We start from the raw sequence: 17,116 nt of genomic DNA on the forward strand, positions 1-17,116 counted from the left end.
GGCCCGCACGCGCCTGCGGGGAGGACGCGCGCGCCACCCGGAGCCAGGCTTTTCAGGAAGCGCTTTCTCAGCGCAGGGACTCCCACAGCCGCCCCGCCTCGGGTTCGTCCGCAACCACCCGGTTGCGGTCCCAGGGCGCCGGGACGACCGGCATGGTGACCGTCTCGACCGTGTCCGCCGACAGTCCCGCGAGGCTGCGGCCGAGACCCGTCAGCTCGGTGAGCGAGTCGAGGCCGGTGTCGGTGGTCAGGCTGCCGGTCACCGTGTCGGCGACCCGGTAGAGCCGGGCGGGGTCGGTGAACAGCCCGCCCTCGGAGATACGCGCCAGCAGGGCCGTGACCAGCTGCTGCTGGAGGCCTATGCGGCCGAGGTCGCTGCCGTCGCCGATGCCGTGCCGGGTGCGGGCCAGGGCGAGGGCCCGCTCGCCGTCCAGCAGATGGGTGCCCGCTGCCAGCTCCAGATGGCTGTCCTCGTCGTCGATGTCCTCGTCGGTGGTGACGGTGACCCCGCCGACCGCGTCGACCAGCGCCGCGAACCCGGCGAAGTCCAGCTCGACGTAGTGGTCCATCCGGACCTCGGTGAGCTGCTCGACGGTCTTCACCGCGCACACCGGCCCGCCCACCTCGTAGGCGGAGTTGAACATCGCCGCCTCGCGGGGCGCGCTCTCGCCGCCGGACGGCAGCGGACAGGACGGGCGGGCGACGAGCGTGTCGCGCGGGATGCTGACCACCGTGGCCGACGTACGGCCGGGGTCGACATGGACGATCATCGCGGTGTCGGAGCGGCCGCCGCCGTCCTCCCCGCCCCCGAGTCGCCGGTTCTCCGCGCCCGTGCGGGTGTCCGAGCCGAGGACCAGGATGTTCAGGGCGCCGCTCGGCACGGGCGGGCCGGACGGTGACACGGACGGGGTCGTCATGGGTCTGGGCGGGCGGTCGTCGCCGAGGGCCTGGTCGATGTCGACGCCGGTGATGTTGTCGCTCAGCCGCCAGTACGCCCAGGCGGCCGTGGCGCCGGCCAGCAGCAGCGCTCCCGCCAGGGTGAGGCCGGCGGTCCTCAGCAGTGCCGACCGCCGGCCCGCTCTCGCGCCTTCGTTCTCGTCCTCGTTCCCGGTGGTTCCGTTCTCCTGGTGACCCGTCACATACAGGAACGTACGTCCGAAATATTACGGGCGGGAACGTCACTCCGGTTTTCTAGGGAGAATCTCATCTTCCGGGGCGGGGGTTCAGCCCAGAGTCACCACGGGCACCGGATTGCTGCCGTTCCAGGAGGCGTTGAACCCGAACGTCACCGAACCGCCGTCGGGGACCGTGCCGTTGTACGAGGCGTTCGTACAGGTGACGGCCGCGCCCGACTGGGTGCAGTTGGCGCTCCAGGCCTGGGTGAGGGCCTGGCCGGCGCCGAAGGTCCAGGTCGCCTTCCAGGAGGACAGCGCGGCACCGGCGCAGGAGATCTTCACCTGGCCGGTGAAGCCGGAGTTCCACTGGTTGACCACGCTGTAGGCCGCCGTGCAGCCGTTGCCGGGGTCCGGAGGCGTGGTGGTGCCGCCCAGTGAGCCGGCGATGGCGTGGTAGGCGGGCTTCGGCGCGAAGGCCTCGTCGTACGGCGTCGCCGCGCCGTACCCGGGGAACACGTCCGGGACCCAGGAGTCGGAGTCGGTGAAGCCCCACACGGTCACCCCGACGCACCGGGCGACGGCCACACAGGCGTCCGTCACGGCCTTGTAGTCGGCGGCCTGCTGGGTGAGCTTGGCCGAGGTCGACGGCAGCTGCATCCGCACGTCCAGCTCGGTGATCGCCACGTCCACGCCGAGGTCGGCGAAGCGCTGGATGTTCTGCTGGAGGGTGGAGGGCACCTGACCGAGGATCAGATGGGCCTGCAGACCCACGCCGTCGATCGGGACGCCCCGCTGCTTGAGCGACCTGACCAGGTTGTACAGGGCGGTGGACTTCGCGTTGACGCCTTCGACGTTGTAGTCGTTGATGTAGAGCTCGGCGCCGGGGTCGGCGGCCCGCGCCCAGGTCAGGGCGTTCGCGATGTAGTCCTGGCCGAGGCCGTTGTACCAGATGCTCGACCGGTAGGTGCCGTCCTCGTTGAACGGCTCGTTGACCACGTCCCAGGCGGCGATCCTGCCCTTGTAACGGCCCGCCTCGGCGGCGATGTGGTCCTGGAGGACGGTGCTCAGCTGGGCCGGCGTCCAGCTGCCGTTCGCCAGCCAGCCCGGGTTCTGGCTGTGCCAGACCAGGGTGTGGCCGCGCACCTGCTGGCCGTGGGCGGCGGCGAAGGCGACGACCTGGTCGGCCGGGCCCCAGTTGTAGGTGCCGCGGCTGGGCTCGACCGACTCCCACTTCATGGCGTTGTCGGGCGTGACCGTGTTGAACTCGCGGCCGGCGATGCCGCCGTAGGTGCCGGTGAGCTTGGCGGGGTTCACCGCCGAGCCGATGAGCTTGCCCTTGGCGGCGGCGAGGTCGCGCAACGGGGTGTCGACGGCCTGCGCGCCCGGCGCGGCGAACAGCAGCGCGCCGAGCGCGGTGAGGCCGGTCAGGGCGGATACGAGGCCTGATCTCAGAAATCGCGGTCGGGTGGAGCGCATTGCGGGTGCCTCCGAAAGTGTCGAATGTTTCGGTGGTACAACCGATTGGCTTCGGTGGAGTGTGGAGGGCAGGACCCCACCCGTCAATACGTCAACTTCCGGCCACCCGGGTCCCGGCCGTACCGGCCGGCTCCCCGTGCGGTGCATCCCGCGGCGCACCTCGGGCCCCCGGCGCCCCACCCCCGCGCGGTACGCCCCGCCACGCGCCTAAAGCCCCGTCGCGCGCCTCAGGCCCCGTCGCCCCACCACCCGCGCGCGGTGCATCCCGCCCCGCGCCTCAGGCCCCCGCCGCCCCGCTCCCGGCCCCGACCGGCCCGGCCGTGCTGCTGCGCACCACGAGGCTGGTCGCCAGCTCCACCCGGGTGGCCGCCGGGGCCATGTCGTCGCCGCGGCCCAGCTCCAGCACCAGCCGGGCCGCCGCCTCGGCCATCTCGGTCAGCGGCTGCCGCACGGTCGTCAGCGGCGGCCCCACCCAGCGGGCCACCGGCAGGTCGTCGAAACCGACCACGCTGAGGTCCTCCGGGACCCGGAGCCCCAGCTCACGGGCGGCCTCGTACAGGCCGAGCGCCTGGAGGTCGTTGCCCGCGAAGACGGCGGTGGGCCGGTCGGGGCGGCGCAGCAGCTCAAGCCCCAGCCGGTAGCCGGACTCGTGGTGGAAGTCGCCGGTGACGATCAGCTCCGGGTCCACCGGCAGCCCGGCGGTCTCCAGCGCGGCCCGGTAGCCGTCGACCCGGGCACGGCTGCACATCATCCGCGAGGGCCCGCTGATCGCGCCGATCCGCGTGTGGCCGAGTTCCACCAGGTGCCGGGTGGCGGCGAGGCCGCCCTGCCAGTTGGTGGCCCCGATCGAGGGCACGTCGGCGCCCGGGTCGCCCGCCGGGTCCATCACCACGAACGGGATCGAGCGGCTGGTGAGCAGCGCGCGCTGGGACTCGTCCAGCTCGGACAGCACCAGGATCACGCCGTGCGGGCGGCGGGCGGCGACCTGGTCGGCCCAGGTCCGGCCGGGGGTGAGCCGCCCGGCGATCTCGGAGAGGACCACGCTCAGCCCGGCGTCGCGGGCCACGTTCTCCACCCCCCGGATGACCTCCAGCGCCCACGCGCTCTCCAGCTCGTGGAAGACCAGGTCGATCAGCGGGGAGCGGCTCGCCTCGGCGCGGCGGCGCCGGTAGCCGTGGGTGCGCAGCAGTTCCTCGACACGCAGCCGGGTCGCCGGGGCCACATCGGCCCGGCCGTTGAGGACCTTCGAAACAGTCGGGGCGGACACACCGGCCTCGCGGGCGATCTCGGCGAGGGTCGCGGTCTGCGTCGAACGAGCTGCTGTCTGGGTTTCAGCGGATTCCGGAGCTGTCATGCCGGCGATCGTATCTCTGCGCGCGGTCTTGACGGACCCCTCCTGTCGCCATACGTTCCCGGAACATTCGTGATTCGGCTCGAATCTTTCGCCATTCCTTTCGTTCGACTCTCCGGGAGAGGTGCTGTCATGGGGTCCACCACGCCGTCCCACGGCGGACGCACGTTCAGCAGGCGCCGAGTGCTCGGCGCGGGTGCCGCAGCGCTGCTCGGCTCCGCCCTGGCCGCCTGCGGCGACGGCGACGGCGGTGCGGGCGGGGGCGGCGACACGCTCACCGCCTTCGTCTACGGCGACGACGCGGTCAAGGTGCAGCAGGCCGCCGTCGACCGGTTCAACGCCTCGGCCGCGGCGAAGAGGGCGGGCGGCAGGGTCAGGCTGGAGAAGGTGCCCGGCTCGGACTACTCGCCCAAGCTGCGCACGGCCATGGGCTCGCCCGGCGCCCCCGACCTGTTCTTCAACTGGGGCGGCGGCTCGATCAAGGCGTACGAGGAGGCCGGCAAGCTGGTCGACCTCACCGGCACCATCGAGTCCGACCCGGTCCTCAAGGACGGCTTCCTGCCCGCCGTGCTCGCCGCGGGCGACCTCGAGGGCCGCCACTACGGCATCCCGATGCGCGGTATGCAGCCGGTGATCCTCTTCTACAACAAGGCGGTCTTCGCCGAGCACGGGCTCCGGCCGCCCACCACCTGGGACCAGTTGCTCGACAACAACGCCAAGCTCAAGAAGGCCGGCATCACCCCCTTCGCGCTCGGCGGCTCCGACGTATGGCCGGAACTGATGTGGCTGGAGTACCTGGTGGACCGCATCGGCGGCCCGGAGGTCTTCCGGCGTATCCAGGACGGCGACGCCGAGGGCTGGGGCGACCCGGCCGTCCTCAGGGCCGCCGAACTGGTCGAGGAGCTGATCGACGACGGTGCCTTCGGCTCCAGGTTCACCTCGGTGTCGTACGTCAACGGCGGTGCCCCGGCCGTCTTCGCCAAGGGCAGGGCCGCCATGCACCTGATGGGCTCCTGGGAGTACTCCACGCAGCTCGGCAAGTTCCCCGACTTCGCCAGGAACGACCTGGGCTGGGCGCCCTTCCCCCAGGTCGACGGCGGCACCGGGGACGTGCGCAACGTCGTCGGCAACCCCACCAACTACTGGTCCGTCAACTCCCGTGCCCGCAACAAGGACGCCGCGATCGCCTTCCTCAAGGAGTGCGCCTCCGAGGCGTACGCCAAGGACCTGATCGCCAACGGCGACGTGCCGACCACCTCCGGCGCCTCGGCGCTGCTGGCCTCCGCGCCCAACCCCGAGTACGCCCGCTTCCAGTACGAGATGGTCCGGCAGGCACCCGCCTTCACGCTCTCCTGGGACCAGGCGCTCGGCGACGAGCTCGGCACCCGGATGCACACAGAGATCGGCAAGCTGTTCGCGGGCAAGTCCTCGCCCGACCGGTTCGTGTCCGCCTGCAAGGGCCTGAAGTGACCGCCACGAAAGCGGACTTCCCCGGGACGGGCGCCTCCACGGCGGACGCCGCCGGTCCGGGCGCCCCCGGCGCGGACGCCTCCCGGGCCGGTGCCGCGCGGACGAGGGCCCACCGCCCCGCCCGCGCGGGCCGCCCGCACGCCGCCTGGGCCCTGCCCGGCGTGCTGTTCTTCGCCTTCTTCGCCGTGGTCCCGATGGCCCTCGCCTTCTATCTGTCCTTCACGTCCTGGGACGGCCTCGGTGACCCGGTCCCGGTCGGCCTGGACAACTGGCGCAAGCTCCTCGACGACCCCCGCCTCGGCCAGTCCCTGAAGCTCACCGTGCTGCTCACCGTGGCCAGCTGGCTGTTCCAGACGGTCGTCTCGCTGCTGCTCGGCGTCTGGGCGGCCGGCCCGCAGCGCAACCGGGCGGTGCTGTCGGCGGTGTTCTTCGTGCCGCTGCTGCTGTCCTCGACCGCGGTCGCGGTGCTGTTCCACGCCCTGCTCGACCCGAACTTCGGCGTCGTCCGGCAGGACACCCTCGGCTCGTCCTCGGGCGCCTTCCTGGCGATCGTGTTCGTCGGCGGCTGGCAGTTCATCCCGCTGCACACGCTGATCTACCAGGGCGGCGCCAAGCAGATCCCGCAGGTCCTCTACCAGGCCGCGGCCATCGACGGGGCCGGCCGCTACCGCCAGTTCTTCTCCATCACGCTGCCGCAACTGCGCCACACCTTCACGACCTCCACGGTCCTGATCGTCGTGGGCTCCCTGACGTACTTCGAGACCGTCCTGATCCTCACCAGGGGCGGCCCCGGCACGGACACCGCGATCCTGCCGTACCTGATGTACGAGGCGGGCTTCCGGACGTACGACTTCGGCTACGCCAGCGCCATCGCCTCCTTCCTGGTGCTGGCCGCCACCGGACTGTCCCTGCTGCTGGTCGGGCTGACCGGCTTCGGCGGCATGCGCAGCACCCGCGAAGGGATGTGACGAGATGTCCCACGACACGCTGCCGCGCCCGGCGAAGACCACGGGTCCCGCGCCGCCGCCCCCGCGCGGACCGCGCCGCGGGCGCCGCCACTGGACCCGCCGCGCCAACCCGGTCGCCGGCGCGGGCGCGCTGATCTGGCTGGTGATCGTGCTGATCCCGGTCTACGCGATGCTCTCCGCGTCCCTGACCGGCCCCGAGCAGGCCCTCACCGGCAACCCCCTCGCCCCGCCCGCCGAGCCCACCCTCGACAACTACAACACCGTCCTGAACAGCGGTTTCGGCCATCTGCTGGCCAACACCGCGATCGTCGCGGTGAGCGTGGTCGGCATCGTCCTCGGCCTGTGCGTGCCGCTCGCCTACACCGCCGTGCGCACCCGGACACGCTGGTCGGGCGCCGCCTTCCGGCTGTTCCTGATGGGCGTGGCGATCCCCGCGCAGGCCGTGGTCGTGCCGCTGTACCTGCTGATCGCCGAACTCGGCCTGTACGACAGCCTGCTCGCGGTGATCCTGCCGACGGCCGCGTTCGCCATGCCGGTCTCGGTACTGGTCCTCGTCGGCACGCTGCGGGACATCTCGGAGGAGCTGTACGAGGCGATGGCCCTGGACGGGGCGAGCCCGCTCAGGATGCTGTTCCAGCTCACGGTCCCGCTGGCCAGGGGCGGTATCAGCACGGTCGTCATCTACTCGGCGCTCCAGGCCTGGAACGGCTTCCTCTTCCCGCTGATCTTCACCCAGTCCGACGGCCCCCGGGTCCTCACGCTCGGACTCTTCACCTACGTCAGCCAGTTCGGGGTCGACGTCCCCGCGCTGCTCGCCTCGGTCGTCCTCTCCGGCATCCCGGTCTTCGCCGTCTATCTGGTGGCGCGCCGCGCGCTGGTCAGCGGCCTGATGGGCGTAGGCGGCAAGTGAACCACTCGACCCCGACAGGAGTCTCATGACCACCGCCGCATGGCGTGACGCCGCCCTGCCTCCCGCCGACCGCGTCACCGACCTGCTCTCCCGGATGACCCTGGAGGAGAAGACCGCCCAGCTGTACGGCGTCTGGGTGGGCGCCGGGACCGACGGCGACGGTGTCGCCCCGCTCCAGGACCAGATGGGCGCCGGCCTCACCGACGAGGACTGGGCCGAGCTGATCACCCGCGGCCTCGGCCAGCTCACCCGCCCCTTCGGCACCGCCCCCGTCGAGCCGGTGGCGGGCGCCCGCTCGCTCGCCGCCGCCCAGCGCCGGATCGCCGCCGCGGGCCGCTTCGGCATCCCCGCCCTGGCGCACGAGGAGTGCCTCGCCGGGTTCACCGCCTGGGGCGCGACGGCCTACCCGGTGCCGCTCGCCTGGGGCGCCACCTTCGACCCCGCCCTGGTGGCGGAGATGGCCCGGCGCATCGGGCACGACCTGCGCTCGGTCGGGGTGCACCAGGGTCTCGCGCCGGTCCTGGACGTCGTACGCGATCCGCGCTGGGGCCGGGTCGAGGAGACCATCGGCGAGGACCCTTACCTGGTCGGCACGATCGGCGCCGCCTATGTCGGGGGCCTGGAGTCGGCGGGCGTCGTGGCCACGCTCAAGCACTTCGCCGGGTACGCCTCCTCGGCGGGGGCGCGCAACCTCGCCCCGGTGCGGGCGGGGGTGCGGGAGTTCGGCGATGTGACGCTGCCGCCCTTCGAGACGGCCCTGCGCGAGGGCGGGGCGCGGTCGGTGATGGCCGCGTACAACGAGACGGACGGGGTGCCCGCCACCGCAGACGCCCGGCTGCTGACCGAACTCCTGCGGGAGGAATGGGGGTTCACCGGCACGGTCGTCTCCGACTACTTCGGTGTCGACTTCCTGCGCACCCTGCACCGGGTGGCCGCCGACCCGGCCCAGGCCGCGCACGCGGCCCTCGCCGCGGGCGTCGACGTCGAACTGCCCACCCTGAACTGCTTCGGGGCGCCGCTCGCCGAGGCCGTGCGCGCGGGCACGGTCCCGGCGGAGCTGGTGGACCGCGCGGCCCGCCGGGTGCTGCTCCAGAAGTGCGAACTCGGCCTGCTGGACGAGGACTGGCGGCCGGAGCAGGCCGGACCGGTCGACCTCGACTCGGCGGCCAACCGCGCACTGGCCCGCCGGCTCGCGGAGGAGTCGGTGATCCTGCTCGCCAACCCGGACGGGGTGCTGCCGCTCTCCCCGGACACCCGGATCGCGGTCGTCGGCCCCCGGGCGACGGACCCGCTGGCGATGCTCGGCTGCTACTCCTTCCCCTCCCATGTGGGCGTGCAGCACCCCGAGGTGCCGATGGGCATCGCCGTCCCGACGGTCCTCCAGGCGCTGCGCGGCGAACTCCCGGACGCCAAGGTGACGTTCACCGAGGGCTGCGGGGTCGACGACCCGGACACCGGCGGCTTCGAGGAGGCGGTCGCGCGGGCGGCCGAGGCCGACGTCTGTGTGGCGGTGCTCGGCGACCGCTCGGGCCTGTTCGGACGCGGCACCTCGGGCGAGGGCTGCGACGTGGCGGATCTGCGACTGCCGGGGGTGCAGGGCGAGTTGCTGGACGCACTGCTGGCGACCGGCGTCCCGGTGGTCCTGGTGCTGCTCACCGGGCGCCCCTACGCGCTGGGCCGCTGGCAGGGCCGGCTGGCGGCGGCCGTGCAGGCCCACTTCCCCGGCGAGGAGGGCGGCCCGGCCGTCGCGGGTGTGCTCTCCGGCCGCGTCAACCCCTCGGGCCGCCTCCCGGTCAGCGTCCCGCGCGGTCCCGGCGGACAGCCCTGGACCTACCTCCAGCCTCCGTTGGGGCTGGCCGGTGAGGTCAGCAGCCTGGACCCGACCCCGCTGTACGCCTTCGGGCACGGCTGCTCGTACACGTCGTTCGACTGGAGCGACTTCGCCGACGGCACGGACCTGGCCACGGACGGCGGTTGCGAGCTGTCGCTGACCGTCCGCAACACGGGAGACCGGGCCGGCGCCGAGGTCGTCCAGCTCTATCTGCACGACCCGGTGGCCTCGGTCACCCGCCCCGACGTCCGTCTGGTCGGCTACCGGCGGCTGGAGCTGGAGCCGGGCGCGGCGGCCCGGGTGACCTTCCGCTTCCACGCCGATCTGTCCTCCTTCACGGACGCCCGGGGGCGGCGGATCGTCGAGCCCGGCGAGCTGGAGCTGCGGCTGGGCAGGTCGAGCGCGGAGACCGTCCATCGCGCCCGGCTGCGACTGACCGGCCCCGAGCGGCAGTTGGGCCCGGACCGTCAACTGCTGTGCGGGACAGAGGTGTCGGAGGCGTCCTGACCCGCGCGTACGACTGCCCGGCCGGAGCCGTCCGGCCGGGCAGGGTGTTCTCCTCAGCGCTGTGCGGGATCAGATCTGGAAGAAGACCCGGGAGAACGTGCCGGGGATGCTCTGGCTGGCACCGGAGGCGGAAACCGCCACGTTGGTGTAGCTGACGGCAACGAGGACCACGCGCTGCCCACCCGGGCAGGTGAGGTTGCTCGTCGGCGGCGACAGCGTCAGCGAGCCGGTGACCTGGCCGTTCTTGCCGGACGTGAAGTCACCGCTGGCACTGACGGGGCCGCTGGCCTGCGTCTTCTTGGGATCGCTCGGGAAGTTGCCGCCGTTGTTCTGGCAGGCATAGGTGGCGGTGGCGTCGGCGGAAGCCGTGACGGTCGTCGTCACGGTGTCACCGAGCCCCGCGATCTTGAAGTTGACCGAGAGTGTGCCGCTGCCGCTCGGGCCACTGGCACTGGCACGCACGAAGTGGGCGCTCGCCGCAAGGGCGAGTCCTCCGAACACGCCTATGAACAGTGCGGCGATGAGCGCGACGATGCTACGACGTCGAAGCATGGCTGATAAGCCTCCTCCAAGTCGGCAGACATGGATTAGGGGTGGTGAACCTCCTGTGGGGTCTCGTGGTTGCGTTCCACGCTATGCACATTTGGGGTAAAATGCCAAACTTTACGCTTAGTTGACTGTTCAACGCAGCGCTTGCCCACCACCCGCGCGGCGACCGTCCGGGTACGTGCCACGACAGTGCGTCAGATGTACACCACAGCGGCCCGGAGTCGCGGAACCCGCCTCAGACGCGCACCGCAGCGGCCGGAGCCGCGGAACCCCGCGTCAGCCCTCGTCGGCCGACTCGAAGCGCCACCGGTGCACCGCCCGGGTCACCAGGTCCGCGTCCGGTTCCGGCAGCTCGGGCAGCTCGGCGTCGTACGCCGCCTCCCACCAGGTGATCACCAGCACCCGGTCCTGGGGCGCGCGGAGCGTCTCACGGCGCAGGGGCTCGGCCGGGAGCACCTGGGCGCGGGCCCAGTCGAGCAGCTCCGGGCCCCGGCCGGGCAGGGCCCGCGCCTCCCACATCAGGGCGACCGTCACGGGTACAGGTTCTCCTTGCTCACCTCGTGCACATGATCATGACCGTGCCCGGGGACATGGGTGTCGGTCACCGGCAGGGAGGAGTCCGCCGAGAGGTCCCAGTCGGAGGCGGCCCGGCCCCGGGCGACCATCTCGGCGCCGAGGGCGGCCACCATCGCGCCGTTGTCGGTGCACAGCTTCGGCCGCGGCACCCGCAGCCGGATGCCGGCCCGCTCGCAGCGCTCCTGGGCGAGTGCGCGCAGCCGGGAGTTGGCGGCCACGCCACCGCCGATCATCAGGTGGTCGACGCCCTCGTCCTGGCAGGCCCGTACGGCCTTGCGGGTCAGCACGTCCACGACCGCCTCCTGGAAGGACGCCGCCACGTCACGCACCGGCACCTCCTCGCCCGCGGCCCGCTTCGCCTCGATCCAGCGCGCCACGGCCGTCTTCAGACCGGAGAAGGAGAAGTCGTACGCCGGGTCGCGCGGCCCGGTCAGCCCGCGCGGGAACGCTATGGCCCGCGGGTCGCCCTCCCTGGCGTAGCGGTCGATGACCGGGCCGCCGGGGAAGCCCAGGTTCAGCACCCGGGCGATCTTGTCGAAGGCCTCGCCGGCCGCGTCGTCGATGGTGGCGCCCATCGGACGGACGTCGGAAGTGATGTCCGAGGACAGCAGCAGCGAGGAGTGACCGCCGCTGACCAGCAGGGCCATCGTCGGCTCGGGCAGCGGGCCGTGCTCCAGCTGGTCGACGCAGATGTGCGAGGCGAGGTGGTTGACGCCGTAGAGCGGCTTGCCGAGGGCGTAGGCGTACGCCTTGGCGGCCGAGACGCCGACCAGCAGCGCGCCCGCGAGACCCGGACCCGCGGTGACCGCGATGCCGTCGAGGTCCCTGGCGCTGACCCCGGCCTCCTTCAGGGCGCGGTCGATGGTCGGCACCATCGCCTCCAGATGGGCGCGCGAGGCCACCTCGGGCACGACGCCGCCGAAGCGGGCGTGCTCGTCGACGCTGGAGGCGATCGCGTCGGCCAGCAGGGTGGTGCCGCGCACGATGCCCACACCGGTCTCGTCGCAGGAGGTCTCGATCCCCAGCACCAGGGGTTCGTCAGTCATGGTTCTCGGTTCCTTGTACGGAGGCCGCGCCCGCTGCGGGGCCGCTGTCGGACGCGGTGGTCAGGCGCATCACCAGGGCGTCCACGTTCCCCGGCTGGTAGTAGCCGCGCCTGAACCCGATGGGTTCGAAGCCGAAGCGTTCGTAGAGCCGCTGCGCGCGGACGTTGTCCACCCGGCACTCGAGCATGACCTCGGCGCACTCGAAGGCGGTCGCCGCCCTCAGCAGCTCGGCCAGCAGCCGCGCCCCGAGGCCGGTGCCCCAGTGGTCGTGGGCCACGGCGATGGTCTGCACGTCCCCGAGCCCGCCGGCGGCGGCCAGGCCCGCGTAGCCGACGAGCCGGTCCCCCTCCTCGGCGACCACATAGCGACGGGTCGACCCGGGCCCGCGCGCGTGGGCCAGCTCGGACCAGAACATCCCGCGGGACCACGCGTCCTCCGGGAACAGTTCCTTCTCCAGGACCAGCACGGGATCGATGTCCCACCAGCGCATCTCGCGCACGGTCGTCACGGGTGCGGTCACTTCGGGGTGACCACCTTGTAGTTCTTGGGGACCTGGGCGTCCGGCCGGCGCAGATACAGCGGGCGCGGCTCGGGCAGCTCGACGCCTGCCGCGAGCCGCTCCGCGGCCAGCCGGGCCAGGGCGGCGGCGGACACGTGCTCGGGCTCGTGGACGCGGGGGAAGGTGTCGGGGTAGAGCAGCGCGCCCGCCCCGACCGCGGGCAGGTCCTTGACCTCGGCGGCGATGTCGGCGGGCCGGTCGACGGCCGGATCGGTGACCCGGGTCCGCGAGTCGGCGTACCGGGCCCAGTAGACCTCCTTGCGCCGGGCGTCGGTCGCCACGACGAAGGGGCCATGCAGGTCGGCGGCGTAGGCGAGGCCGTCGAGCGTGCACACACCGTGCACGGGCACCCCGAGCGCGAGCCCGAAGGTGTCGGCGGTCATGAGCCCGACGCGCAGACCCGTGTAGGGGCCGGGACCGATGCCGACGACGATGCCGGTGACGGCGTCGAGCCGCAGCCCGGCCTGGGCCAGGACGCGGTCGACGGCGGGCAGCAGCAGCTCGCCGTGCCGGCGCGCGTCGACCTGGCTCGACGAGGCGATGACATCCGTGCCGTCGTGCAGGGCGACGGTCACGGCGGGGGTGGCGGTATCCAGAGCGAGCAAGAGCACGCAAACAGCCTACGGCCACCACGCTGCGGGCACGGCCGTCCCGTTGGGCCGGACGGTGACTGCTAACGTCACCACGAATCAGGACGTACGACGCAGAGGTGGACGACCGTGACAAGTTCTGGCCCGGGGTTCGTGCTCGGTCTCACCGCGGCGGCCCTGGCGACGGTCGGCTTCCTCGCCTACCAGGCCTCCGCGAACATCCCCCCGGAGCTGGACCCCGCGCACCTGGACTCCCCCGCCGGCGTCTCGTTCACCAAGGCCCCGCGCGACAAACGGCACCCCGCCGCCCTGCCGTCCGGGTCCGGGACGGGACAGCGCGTCGTGTACTCGCTGGACGACGACCGGGTCTGGCTGGTCGGCTCCGGGAACAAGGTCCGCCGCACCTTCGCCGTCGCCCCCGGCAGCGTCGATCCCGCGCCCGGGACCTACCGCGTCACCTCGCGGTCCAACAAGGTCACCGGAACGGACGGCACGCCCATCGAGCACGTCGTCCGTTTCGCGAGCGTGGACCAAGTGGCGATCGGCTTCAGCGCGGCCCTGGACGGCGCCACCCCGCGGCCGGACATGCGGGTGAAGTCGGGCGGCATCCGCGGGTCGCGCGCGGACGGCGACGCCATGTGGGCCTTCGCGACGGTCGGCCACAAGGTCGTCGTCATCCGCTAGCCGCCCGGCACCGGCCACGGGGGCCTAGGCCGCCTCGGGGCGCTCCGCGGGCAGGGGCGCGGGCTCGCGCGGCGGTGTGGAGACCTCCGCCGCGGCGGCACAGGCCGCGAGCAGGTCGCGCATGGACACCGCGGGCATCGCGCGGGGCGCGTTCTCGTCACGTTCGATGGCCTGCACGGACGCCTCCTGGAACTGGGGGCGGGCGTGGTTAGGCAGACCTAACCACGGACTGGCTACCATGTGACCACGCCGATGACCGGGGGCGCAATATGTTCCCGACGCTTTGTCGGAAAGCCCGGGTGAACTCAGCGGGGGCGCCACCTTTGACGCGCCCGCGCCGGGCACGACGGACCGCGGCGGTCTCACGCGGCCGGAGGAGCGGCTCTCACACGGCCGGAACGAAGGTCAGGCGGCCAGGACGGTGAGGTCCACCGGGGCCCAGCGCTCGCCGAGCCCGGTCAGCGTCACCTGCCGCACCTCGTCGGTCGTCTCCCCCACCGCCCGGTGGATGGTCACCTGGAGGCGGTCGTCGGTCAGCTCCTCGACCTTCCCCTCGCCCCACTCCACGACGACCACGGACTCCGGCAGCGAGACGTCGAGATCGAGGTCCTCCATCTCGTCCAGACCGCCACCGAGACGGTACGCGTCCACGTGCACGAGCGGCGGCCCCTCCCCGAGCGCGGGGTGCACCCGGGCGATGACGAACGTCGGCGAGGTGACGGCCCCCCGCACCCCGAGCCCCTCCCCGAGACCGCGGGTCAGGGTCGTCTTGCCGGCCCCCAGCTCCCCGCTGAGCATGACGAGGTCCCCGGCGCGCAGCACCTTGGCCAGGCGCCGCCCGAGCTCACGCATCTGGTCGGGAGAAGTGACGGTTAGCCGGGCCTCAGCCGGGCTGTGCGGTGCTGCTGCTTCCATAGCCACCCACGGTAGCCCCTGCCGGGACGGCCCCCGCACGGGTGAGCAGGTCGGCGAGCCGGTCGGTGACCACTTCCGGGTGCTCCAGCATCACCAGGTGCCCGGCGTCCGGGACGAGCACCAGTTCCGCGTCCGGCAGCCGGCCGGCGATCGCCTCGCTGTGCTCGCTCGGCGTGACCAGGTCCCGCACGCCCGCCAGCACCAGCACCGGCAGGTCCCGGAAGTGCGCGAGCGCCTCGGCCTTGTCGTGCTCGGTGAAGGCCGGGTAGAACTCCGCGACCACGTCGATCGGGGTGCCCTCGATCATCCGCTCGGCGAACCGGGCGATCGCCGGGTCGACGTCCCGGGTCGCGAACGAGTACCGCTTGATGACCCCGGCGAACAGGTCGGCCGTCGCCCGCCGTCCCCTCTCCACCAGTTCGGCCTGCTGCCCGAGCGCCTTCAGCACGCCCGGCAGCACCCGCCGTACCGCGTTCACCCCGGCGACCGGCAGTCCGAAGTTCACCTCGCCGAGCCGCCCCGAGGACGTCCCCACCAGCGCCACGGCGACCACCCGGTCCCGCACCAGCTCCGGGAACTGCGCGGCCAGCGCCATCACCGTCATCCCGCCCATGGAGTGCCCGACCAGCACGATCGGCCCCTCCGGCACGGCCGCGTCGATCACGGTCCGCAGATCGCGCCCGAGCCGGTCGATGGTCACCGGCTCGTCCCGCTCGATCTGCGCGTGCCCGCGCCCGGACCGGCCGTGGCTGCGCTGGTCCCAGTGCACGGTCCGTACGACACCCCGCAGCGCGGCCCGCTGGAAGTGCCAGGAGTCCTGGTTGAGGCAGTAGCCGTGGCTGAAGACGACCGTGACGGGGGCGGGTGCCTTGCGGCCGAACAGCCGCCGCCGGCGCGGCGCGGTGCCGCCCTCCGGCTCCACGTCGTCGACCTCGTAGTACAGCTCGGTGCCGTCGTCGGCGTACGCCCTGCCGGGGGTGCCGCGCAGCGCCCCGTACGGGCCGGCGGAGTCCAGGGCGAGACGTGCCTTCTGGCGCATGCCGCGCCCCACGGTCATCCGCTCCAGGGCGACACCGGCCGCCGCGCCCGCCGCGACGACGCCTATCGCGACGCCCGCGATCCCGGTGGCCCGGCGCCAGTTCCCGGCCGCCCCCGCGGCGGAGGCGGCGGCCACGACGGCCTCCGCGCTGCTCTCGCTCACGTACCGCTCCTCACTCGGTGTGCCGCTGTCCGTGCCGGGGTGCTGCTGCCGTTCTACCCGCCCGCTGTTGCCGTGGTGTTGCCGTCGTGCCGTGCGCCGCGCGGGTCAGGCGTGCGTCCGCCTCATCCGTCCTGACCGTCGGCGTCCGCTTCCGCGTCTGCGTCCGCTTCGGCGTCTGGTCCTGCGTCCGCTTCCGCGTCGACGTAGACGCGCGGGACGCGGGCGCCGATCCGGGTGACGATCTCGTAGGCGATGGTGCCCGCGGCGTTCGCCCAGTCCTGCGCGGTGGGCTCGCCGCGGTCGCCGGGGCCGAAGAGGACCGCCTCGGCGCCCGCCTCCGGCTCGTCCCCGCCGAGGTCCACGACGAACTGGTCCATCGCGATCCGCCCCGCCGCCGTACGCCACTTGCCGCCGACGAGGACGGGTCCGGCGCCGGAGGCCTGGCGCGGGATGCCGTCCGCGTAGCCGACCGGGATCAGCGCGAGGGTGGTGTCGCCGGCGGTGGTGTAGTGGTGGCCGTAGCTCACGCCGTGGCCGCCGGGCACGTGCTTGACCAGGGCCAGGGACGCCGACAGCGTCATCACCGGGCGCAGGCCCAGCTCGGCCGGGGTGCCCAGCTCGGGGCTGGGCGAGACGCCGTAGAGCGCGATGCCCGCGCGGACCAGGTCGAAGTGGGACTCGGGAAGGGTGAGCGCGGCGGGCGAGTTGGCGATGTGCCGCACCTCGGGGCGCGCTCCCCGGCCCTCGGCGTGGGCCACCATCTCGCGGAAGCCGGTGAGCTGGGCGGCGATGGAGGGGTGGCCGGGCTCGTCGGCGCAGGCGAAGTGCGACCACAGACCCGTGATCCGGATCAGCCCCGCGCGCTCGGCGTTCAGCGCCTCGGCGACCAGCTCCGCCCAGTCGCCCGGCTGGCAGCCGCCGCGCCCGAGCCCGGTGTCGGCCTTGAGCTGCACCCGCGCGGGGCGGCCCGTCGCACGGGCGGCCGCGACGACCTCGCGCAGGGCCCACATGCCGCTGACGGACACGTCCAGCTCGGCCTCGATCGCCTCGCGCCAGGGCCCGCCGGGCACCCACAGCCAGCACATGATCCGGACGTCGCGCAGCCCGGCCGCGCGCAGCGCGAGGGCCTCCTCCGGCGTCGCCGTGCCCAGCCAGGTCGCCCCCGCCGCCAGCGCCGCCCGGGCGCAGCGCAGCGCGCCGTGGCCGTAGGCGTCGGACTTCACCACGGCCATCACGGCCGCGCCGGACGCCTTCGCGCGCACCGTGCGCACGTTGGCCCGCAGCGCGGCCAGGTCGATCTCGGCGCGGGCGCGCAGCGGGGCGGAGGGCGGGCTTGCAGTCTCAGTCATCCCGCCCAGTGTCTCAGAGG

Annotated in this window: 17 protein-coding genes; 5 read left to right on the forward strand and 12 right to left on the reverse strand. The window is 73.1% G+C overall.

Translation table 11 applies throughout. The features are described 5' to 3' along the window. Nucleotides 1-67: 67 nt before the first annotated feature. From ACZ6SQ_RS16675 to ACZ6SQ_RS16685, 3 genes are all read right to left on the reverse strand, one after another. The gene (locus ACZ6SQ_RS16675; RefSeq protein WP_469562099.1) at nucleotides 68-1,138 is read right to left on the reverse strand and encodes an LCP family protein; all 1,071 of its coding nucleotides are present in this window, start codon (nucleotides 1,136-1,138) and stop codon (nucleotides 68-70) included. Nucleotides 1,139-1,222: 84 nt separating this feature from the next. Beyond that, entirely contained in the window at nucleotides 1,223-2,590 is a 1,368-nt protein-coding gene (locus ACZ6SQ_RS16680; protein WP_469562102.1) for a glycoside hydrolase family 10 protein, read from the reverse strand. Between the two features lie 277 nt (nucleotides 2,591-2,867). Further along, on the reverse strand, nucleotides 2,868-3,944 hold the full coding sequence (locus ACZ6SQ_RS16685; protein WP_469562105.1) for a LacI family DNA-binding transcriptional regulator: 1,077 nt from the start codon (nucleotides 3,942-3,944) through the stop codon (nucleotides 2,868-2,870). A 129-nt stretch (nucleotides 3,945-4,073) separates the two neighbouring features. Here ACZ6SQ_RS16685 and ACZ6SQ_RS16690 point away from each other — a divergent pair, with 129 nt between their 5' ends. From ACZ6SQ_RS16690 to ACZ6SQ_RS16705, 4 genes are read left to right on the forward strand one after another with little or no spacing between them, the layout of a single operon-like run. Continuing rightward, entirely contained in the window at nucleotides 4,074-5,411 is a 1,338-nt protein-coding gene (locus ACZ6SQ_RS16690) for an ABC transporter substrate-binding protein (protein WP_469562108.1), read from the forward strand. Continuing rightward, nucleotides 5,408-6,379 carry a carbohydrate ABC transporter permease gene (locus tag ACZ6SQ_RS16695; RefSeq protein ID WP_469562112.1) on the forward strand — a complete coding sequence of 324 codons (972 nt, stop codon included), beginning with the start codon at nucleotides 5,408-5,410 and terminating at the stop codon, nucleotides 6,377-6,379. Before ACZ6SQ_RS16690 ends, ACZ6SQ_RS16695 begins: the two co-directional genes overlap by 4 nt. 4 nt (nucleotides 6,380-6,383) lie before the next feature. Continuing rightward, a complete protein-coding gene (locus ACZ6SQ_RS16700) occupies nucleotides 6,384-7,289 on the forward strand; it encodes a carbohydrate ABC transporter permease (protein WP_469562115.1) in 906 nt (301 codons plus the stop codon). A 25-nt stretch (nucleotides 7,290-7,314) separates the two neighbouring features. After that, nucleotides 7,315-9,627, forward strand: coding sequence for a beta-xylosidase/alpha-l-arabinosidase (locus tag ACZ6SQ_RS16705; RefSeq protein WP_469562118.1), 2,313 nt, complete (start codon nucleotides 7,315-7,317; stop codon nucleotides 9,625-9,627). A gap of 69 nt (nucleotides 9,628-9,696) precedes the next feature. Here the strand turns inward: ACZ6SQ_RS16705 and ACZ6SQ_RS16710 are convergent, their stop codons facing one another. From ACZ6SQ_RS16710 to tsaB, 5 genes are all read right to left on the reverse strand, one after another. Continuing rightward, nucleotides 9,697-10,179, reverse strand: coding sequence for a hypothetical protein (locus ACZ6SQ_RS16710; protein WP_469562120.1), 483 nt, complete (start codon nucleotides 10,177-10,179; stop codon nucleotides 9,697-9,699). Nucleotides 10,180-10,452: 273 nt separating this feature from the next. Next, entirely contained in the window at nucleotides 10,453-10,710 is a 258-nt protein-coding gene (locus tag ACZ6SQ_RS16715) for a hypothetical protein (protein ID WP_469562124.1), read from the reverse strand. Next, nucleotides 10,707-11,798 (reverse strand): tRNA (adenosine(37)-N6)-threonylcarbamoyltransferase complex transferase subunit TsaD, encoded by a 1,092-nt coding sequence (gene tsaD, locus ACZ6SQ_RS16720; RefSeq protein WP_386377342.1) that lies wholly within the window; start codon nucleotides 11,796-11,798, stop codon nucleotides 10,707-10,709. The genes ACZ6SQ_RS16715 and tsaD overlap by 4 nt, the downstream gene beginning before the upstream one ends. Continuing rightward, nucleotides 11,791-12,318 carry a ribosomal protein S18-alanine N-acetyltransferase gene (gene rimI, locus ACZ6SQ_RS16725; protein ID WP_469562128.1) on the reverse strand — a complete coding sequence of 176 codons (528 nt, stop codon included), beginning with the start codon at nucleotides 12,316-12,318 and terminating at the stop codon, nucleotides 11,791-11,793. The genes tsaD and rimI overlap by 8 nt, the downstream gene beginning before the upstream one ends. Next, entirely contained in the window at nucleotides 12,315-12,968 is a 654-nt protein-coding gene (gene tsaB, locus ACZ6SQ_RS16730; RefSeq protein ID WP_469562130.1) for a tRNA (adenosine(37)-N6)-threonylcarbamoyltransferase complex dimerization subunit type 1 TsaB, read from the reverse strand. The genes rimI and tsaB overlap by 4 nt, the downstream gene beginning before the upstream one ends. A gap of 108 nt (nucleotides 12,969-13,076) precedes the next feature. On the opposite strand from tsaB, the gene ACZ6SQ_RS16735 reads away from it, so the two are divergent. Beyond that, nucleotides 13,077-13,631 carry a hypothetical protein gene (locus ACZ6SQ_RS16735; protein WP_469562134.1) on the forward strand — a complete coding sequence of 185 codons (555 nt, stop codon included), beginning with the start codon at nucleotides 13,077-13,079 and terminating at the stop codon, nucleotides 13,629-13,631. A gap of 24 nt (nucleotides 13,632-13,655) precedes the next feature. On the opposite strand, the gene ACZ6SQ_RS16740 is transcribed toward ACZ6SQ_RS16735, so the two are convergent. The 4 genes from ACZ6SQ_RS16740 to alr form a co-directional block, all read right to left on the reverse strand. Then, nucleotides 13,656-13,808 carry a hypothetical protein gene (locus tag ACZ6SQ_RS16740; RefSeq protein ID WP_469562198.1) on the reverse strand — a complete coding sequence of 51 codons (153 nt, stop codon included), beginning with the start codon at nucleotides 13,806-13,808 and terminating at the stop codon, nucleotides 13,656-13,658. A gap of 228 nt (nucleotides 13,809-14,036) precedes the next feature. Continuing rightward, nucleotides 14,037-14,546, reverse strand: coding sequence for a tRNA (adenosine(37)-N6)-threonylcarbamoyltransferase complex ATPase subunit type 1 TsaE (tsaE, locus tag ACZ6SQ_RS16745; protein ID WP_469562137.1), 510 nt, complete (start codon nucleotides 14,544-14,546; stop codon nucleotides 14,037-14,039). Then, nucleotides 14,515-15,747: an alpha/beta fold hydrolase gene (locus ACZ6SQ_RS16750; RefSeq protein WP_469562140.1), complete on the reverse strand. Its 1,233-nt coding sequence runs from the start codon at nucleotides 15,745-15,747 to the stop codon at nucleotides 14,515-14,517. Before ACZ6SQ_RS16750 ends, tsaE begins: the two co-directional genes overlap by 32 nt. 122 nt (nucleotides 15,748-15,869) lie before the next feature. Next, nucleotides 15,870-17,096, reverse strand: coding sequence for an alanine racemase (gene alr, locus ACZ6SQ_RS16755; protein ID WP_469562143.1), 1,227 nt, complete (start codon nucleotides 17,094-17,096; stop codon nucleotides 15,870-15,872). Nucleotides 17,097-17,116: the final 20 nt, after the last annotated feature.

It is taken from the genome of Streptomyces sp. NPDC048600, from assembly GCF_055587025.1.

What these genes read in the sequence shown, in the direction of transcription:
- ACZ6SQ_RS16685 (WP_469562105.1), bottom strand. Translation starts at nt 3,944, where the DNA reads ATGACAGCTCCGGAATCCGCTGAAACCCAGACAGCAGCTCGTTCGACG.
- ACZ6SQ_RS16705 (WP_469562118.1), top strand. Translation starts at nt 7,315, where the DNA reads ATGACCACCGCCGCATGGCGTGACGCCGCCCTGCCTCCCGCCGACCGC.
- tsaE (WP_469562137.1), bottom strand. Translation starts at nt 14,546, where the DNA reads ATGGAAGCAGCAGCACCGCACAGCCCGGCTGAGGCCCGGCTAACCGTC.
- ACZ6SQ_RS16700 (WP_469562115.1), top strand. Translation starts at nt 6,384, where the DNA reads ATGTCCCACGACACGCTGCCGCGCCCGGCGAAGACCACGGGTCCCGCG.
- ACZ6SQ_RS16690 (WP_469562108.1), top strand. Translation starts at nt 4,074, where the DNA reads ATGGGGTCCACCACGCCGTCCCACGGCGGACGCACGTTCAGCAGGCGC.
- ACZ6SQ_RS16710 (WP_469562120.1), bottom strand. Translation starts at nt 10,179, where the DNA reads ATGCTTCGACGTCGTAGCATCGTCGCGCTCATCGCCGCACTGTTCATA.
- alr (WP_469562143.1), bottom strand. Translation starts at nt 17,096, where the DNA reads ATGACTGAGACTGCAAGCCCGCCCTCCGCCCCGCTGCGCGCCCGCGCC.
- tsaD (WP_386377342.1), bottom strand. Translation starts at nt 11,798, where the DNA reads ATGACTGACGAACCCCTGGTGCTGGGGATCGAGACCTCCTGCGACGAG.
- ACZ6SQ_RS16680 (WP_469562102.1), bottom strand. Translation starts at nt 2,590, where the DNA reads ATGCGCTCCACCCGACCGCGATTTCTGAGATCAGGCCTCGTATCCGCC.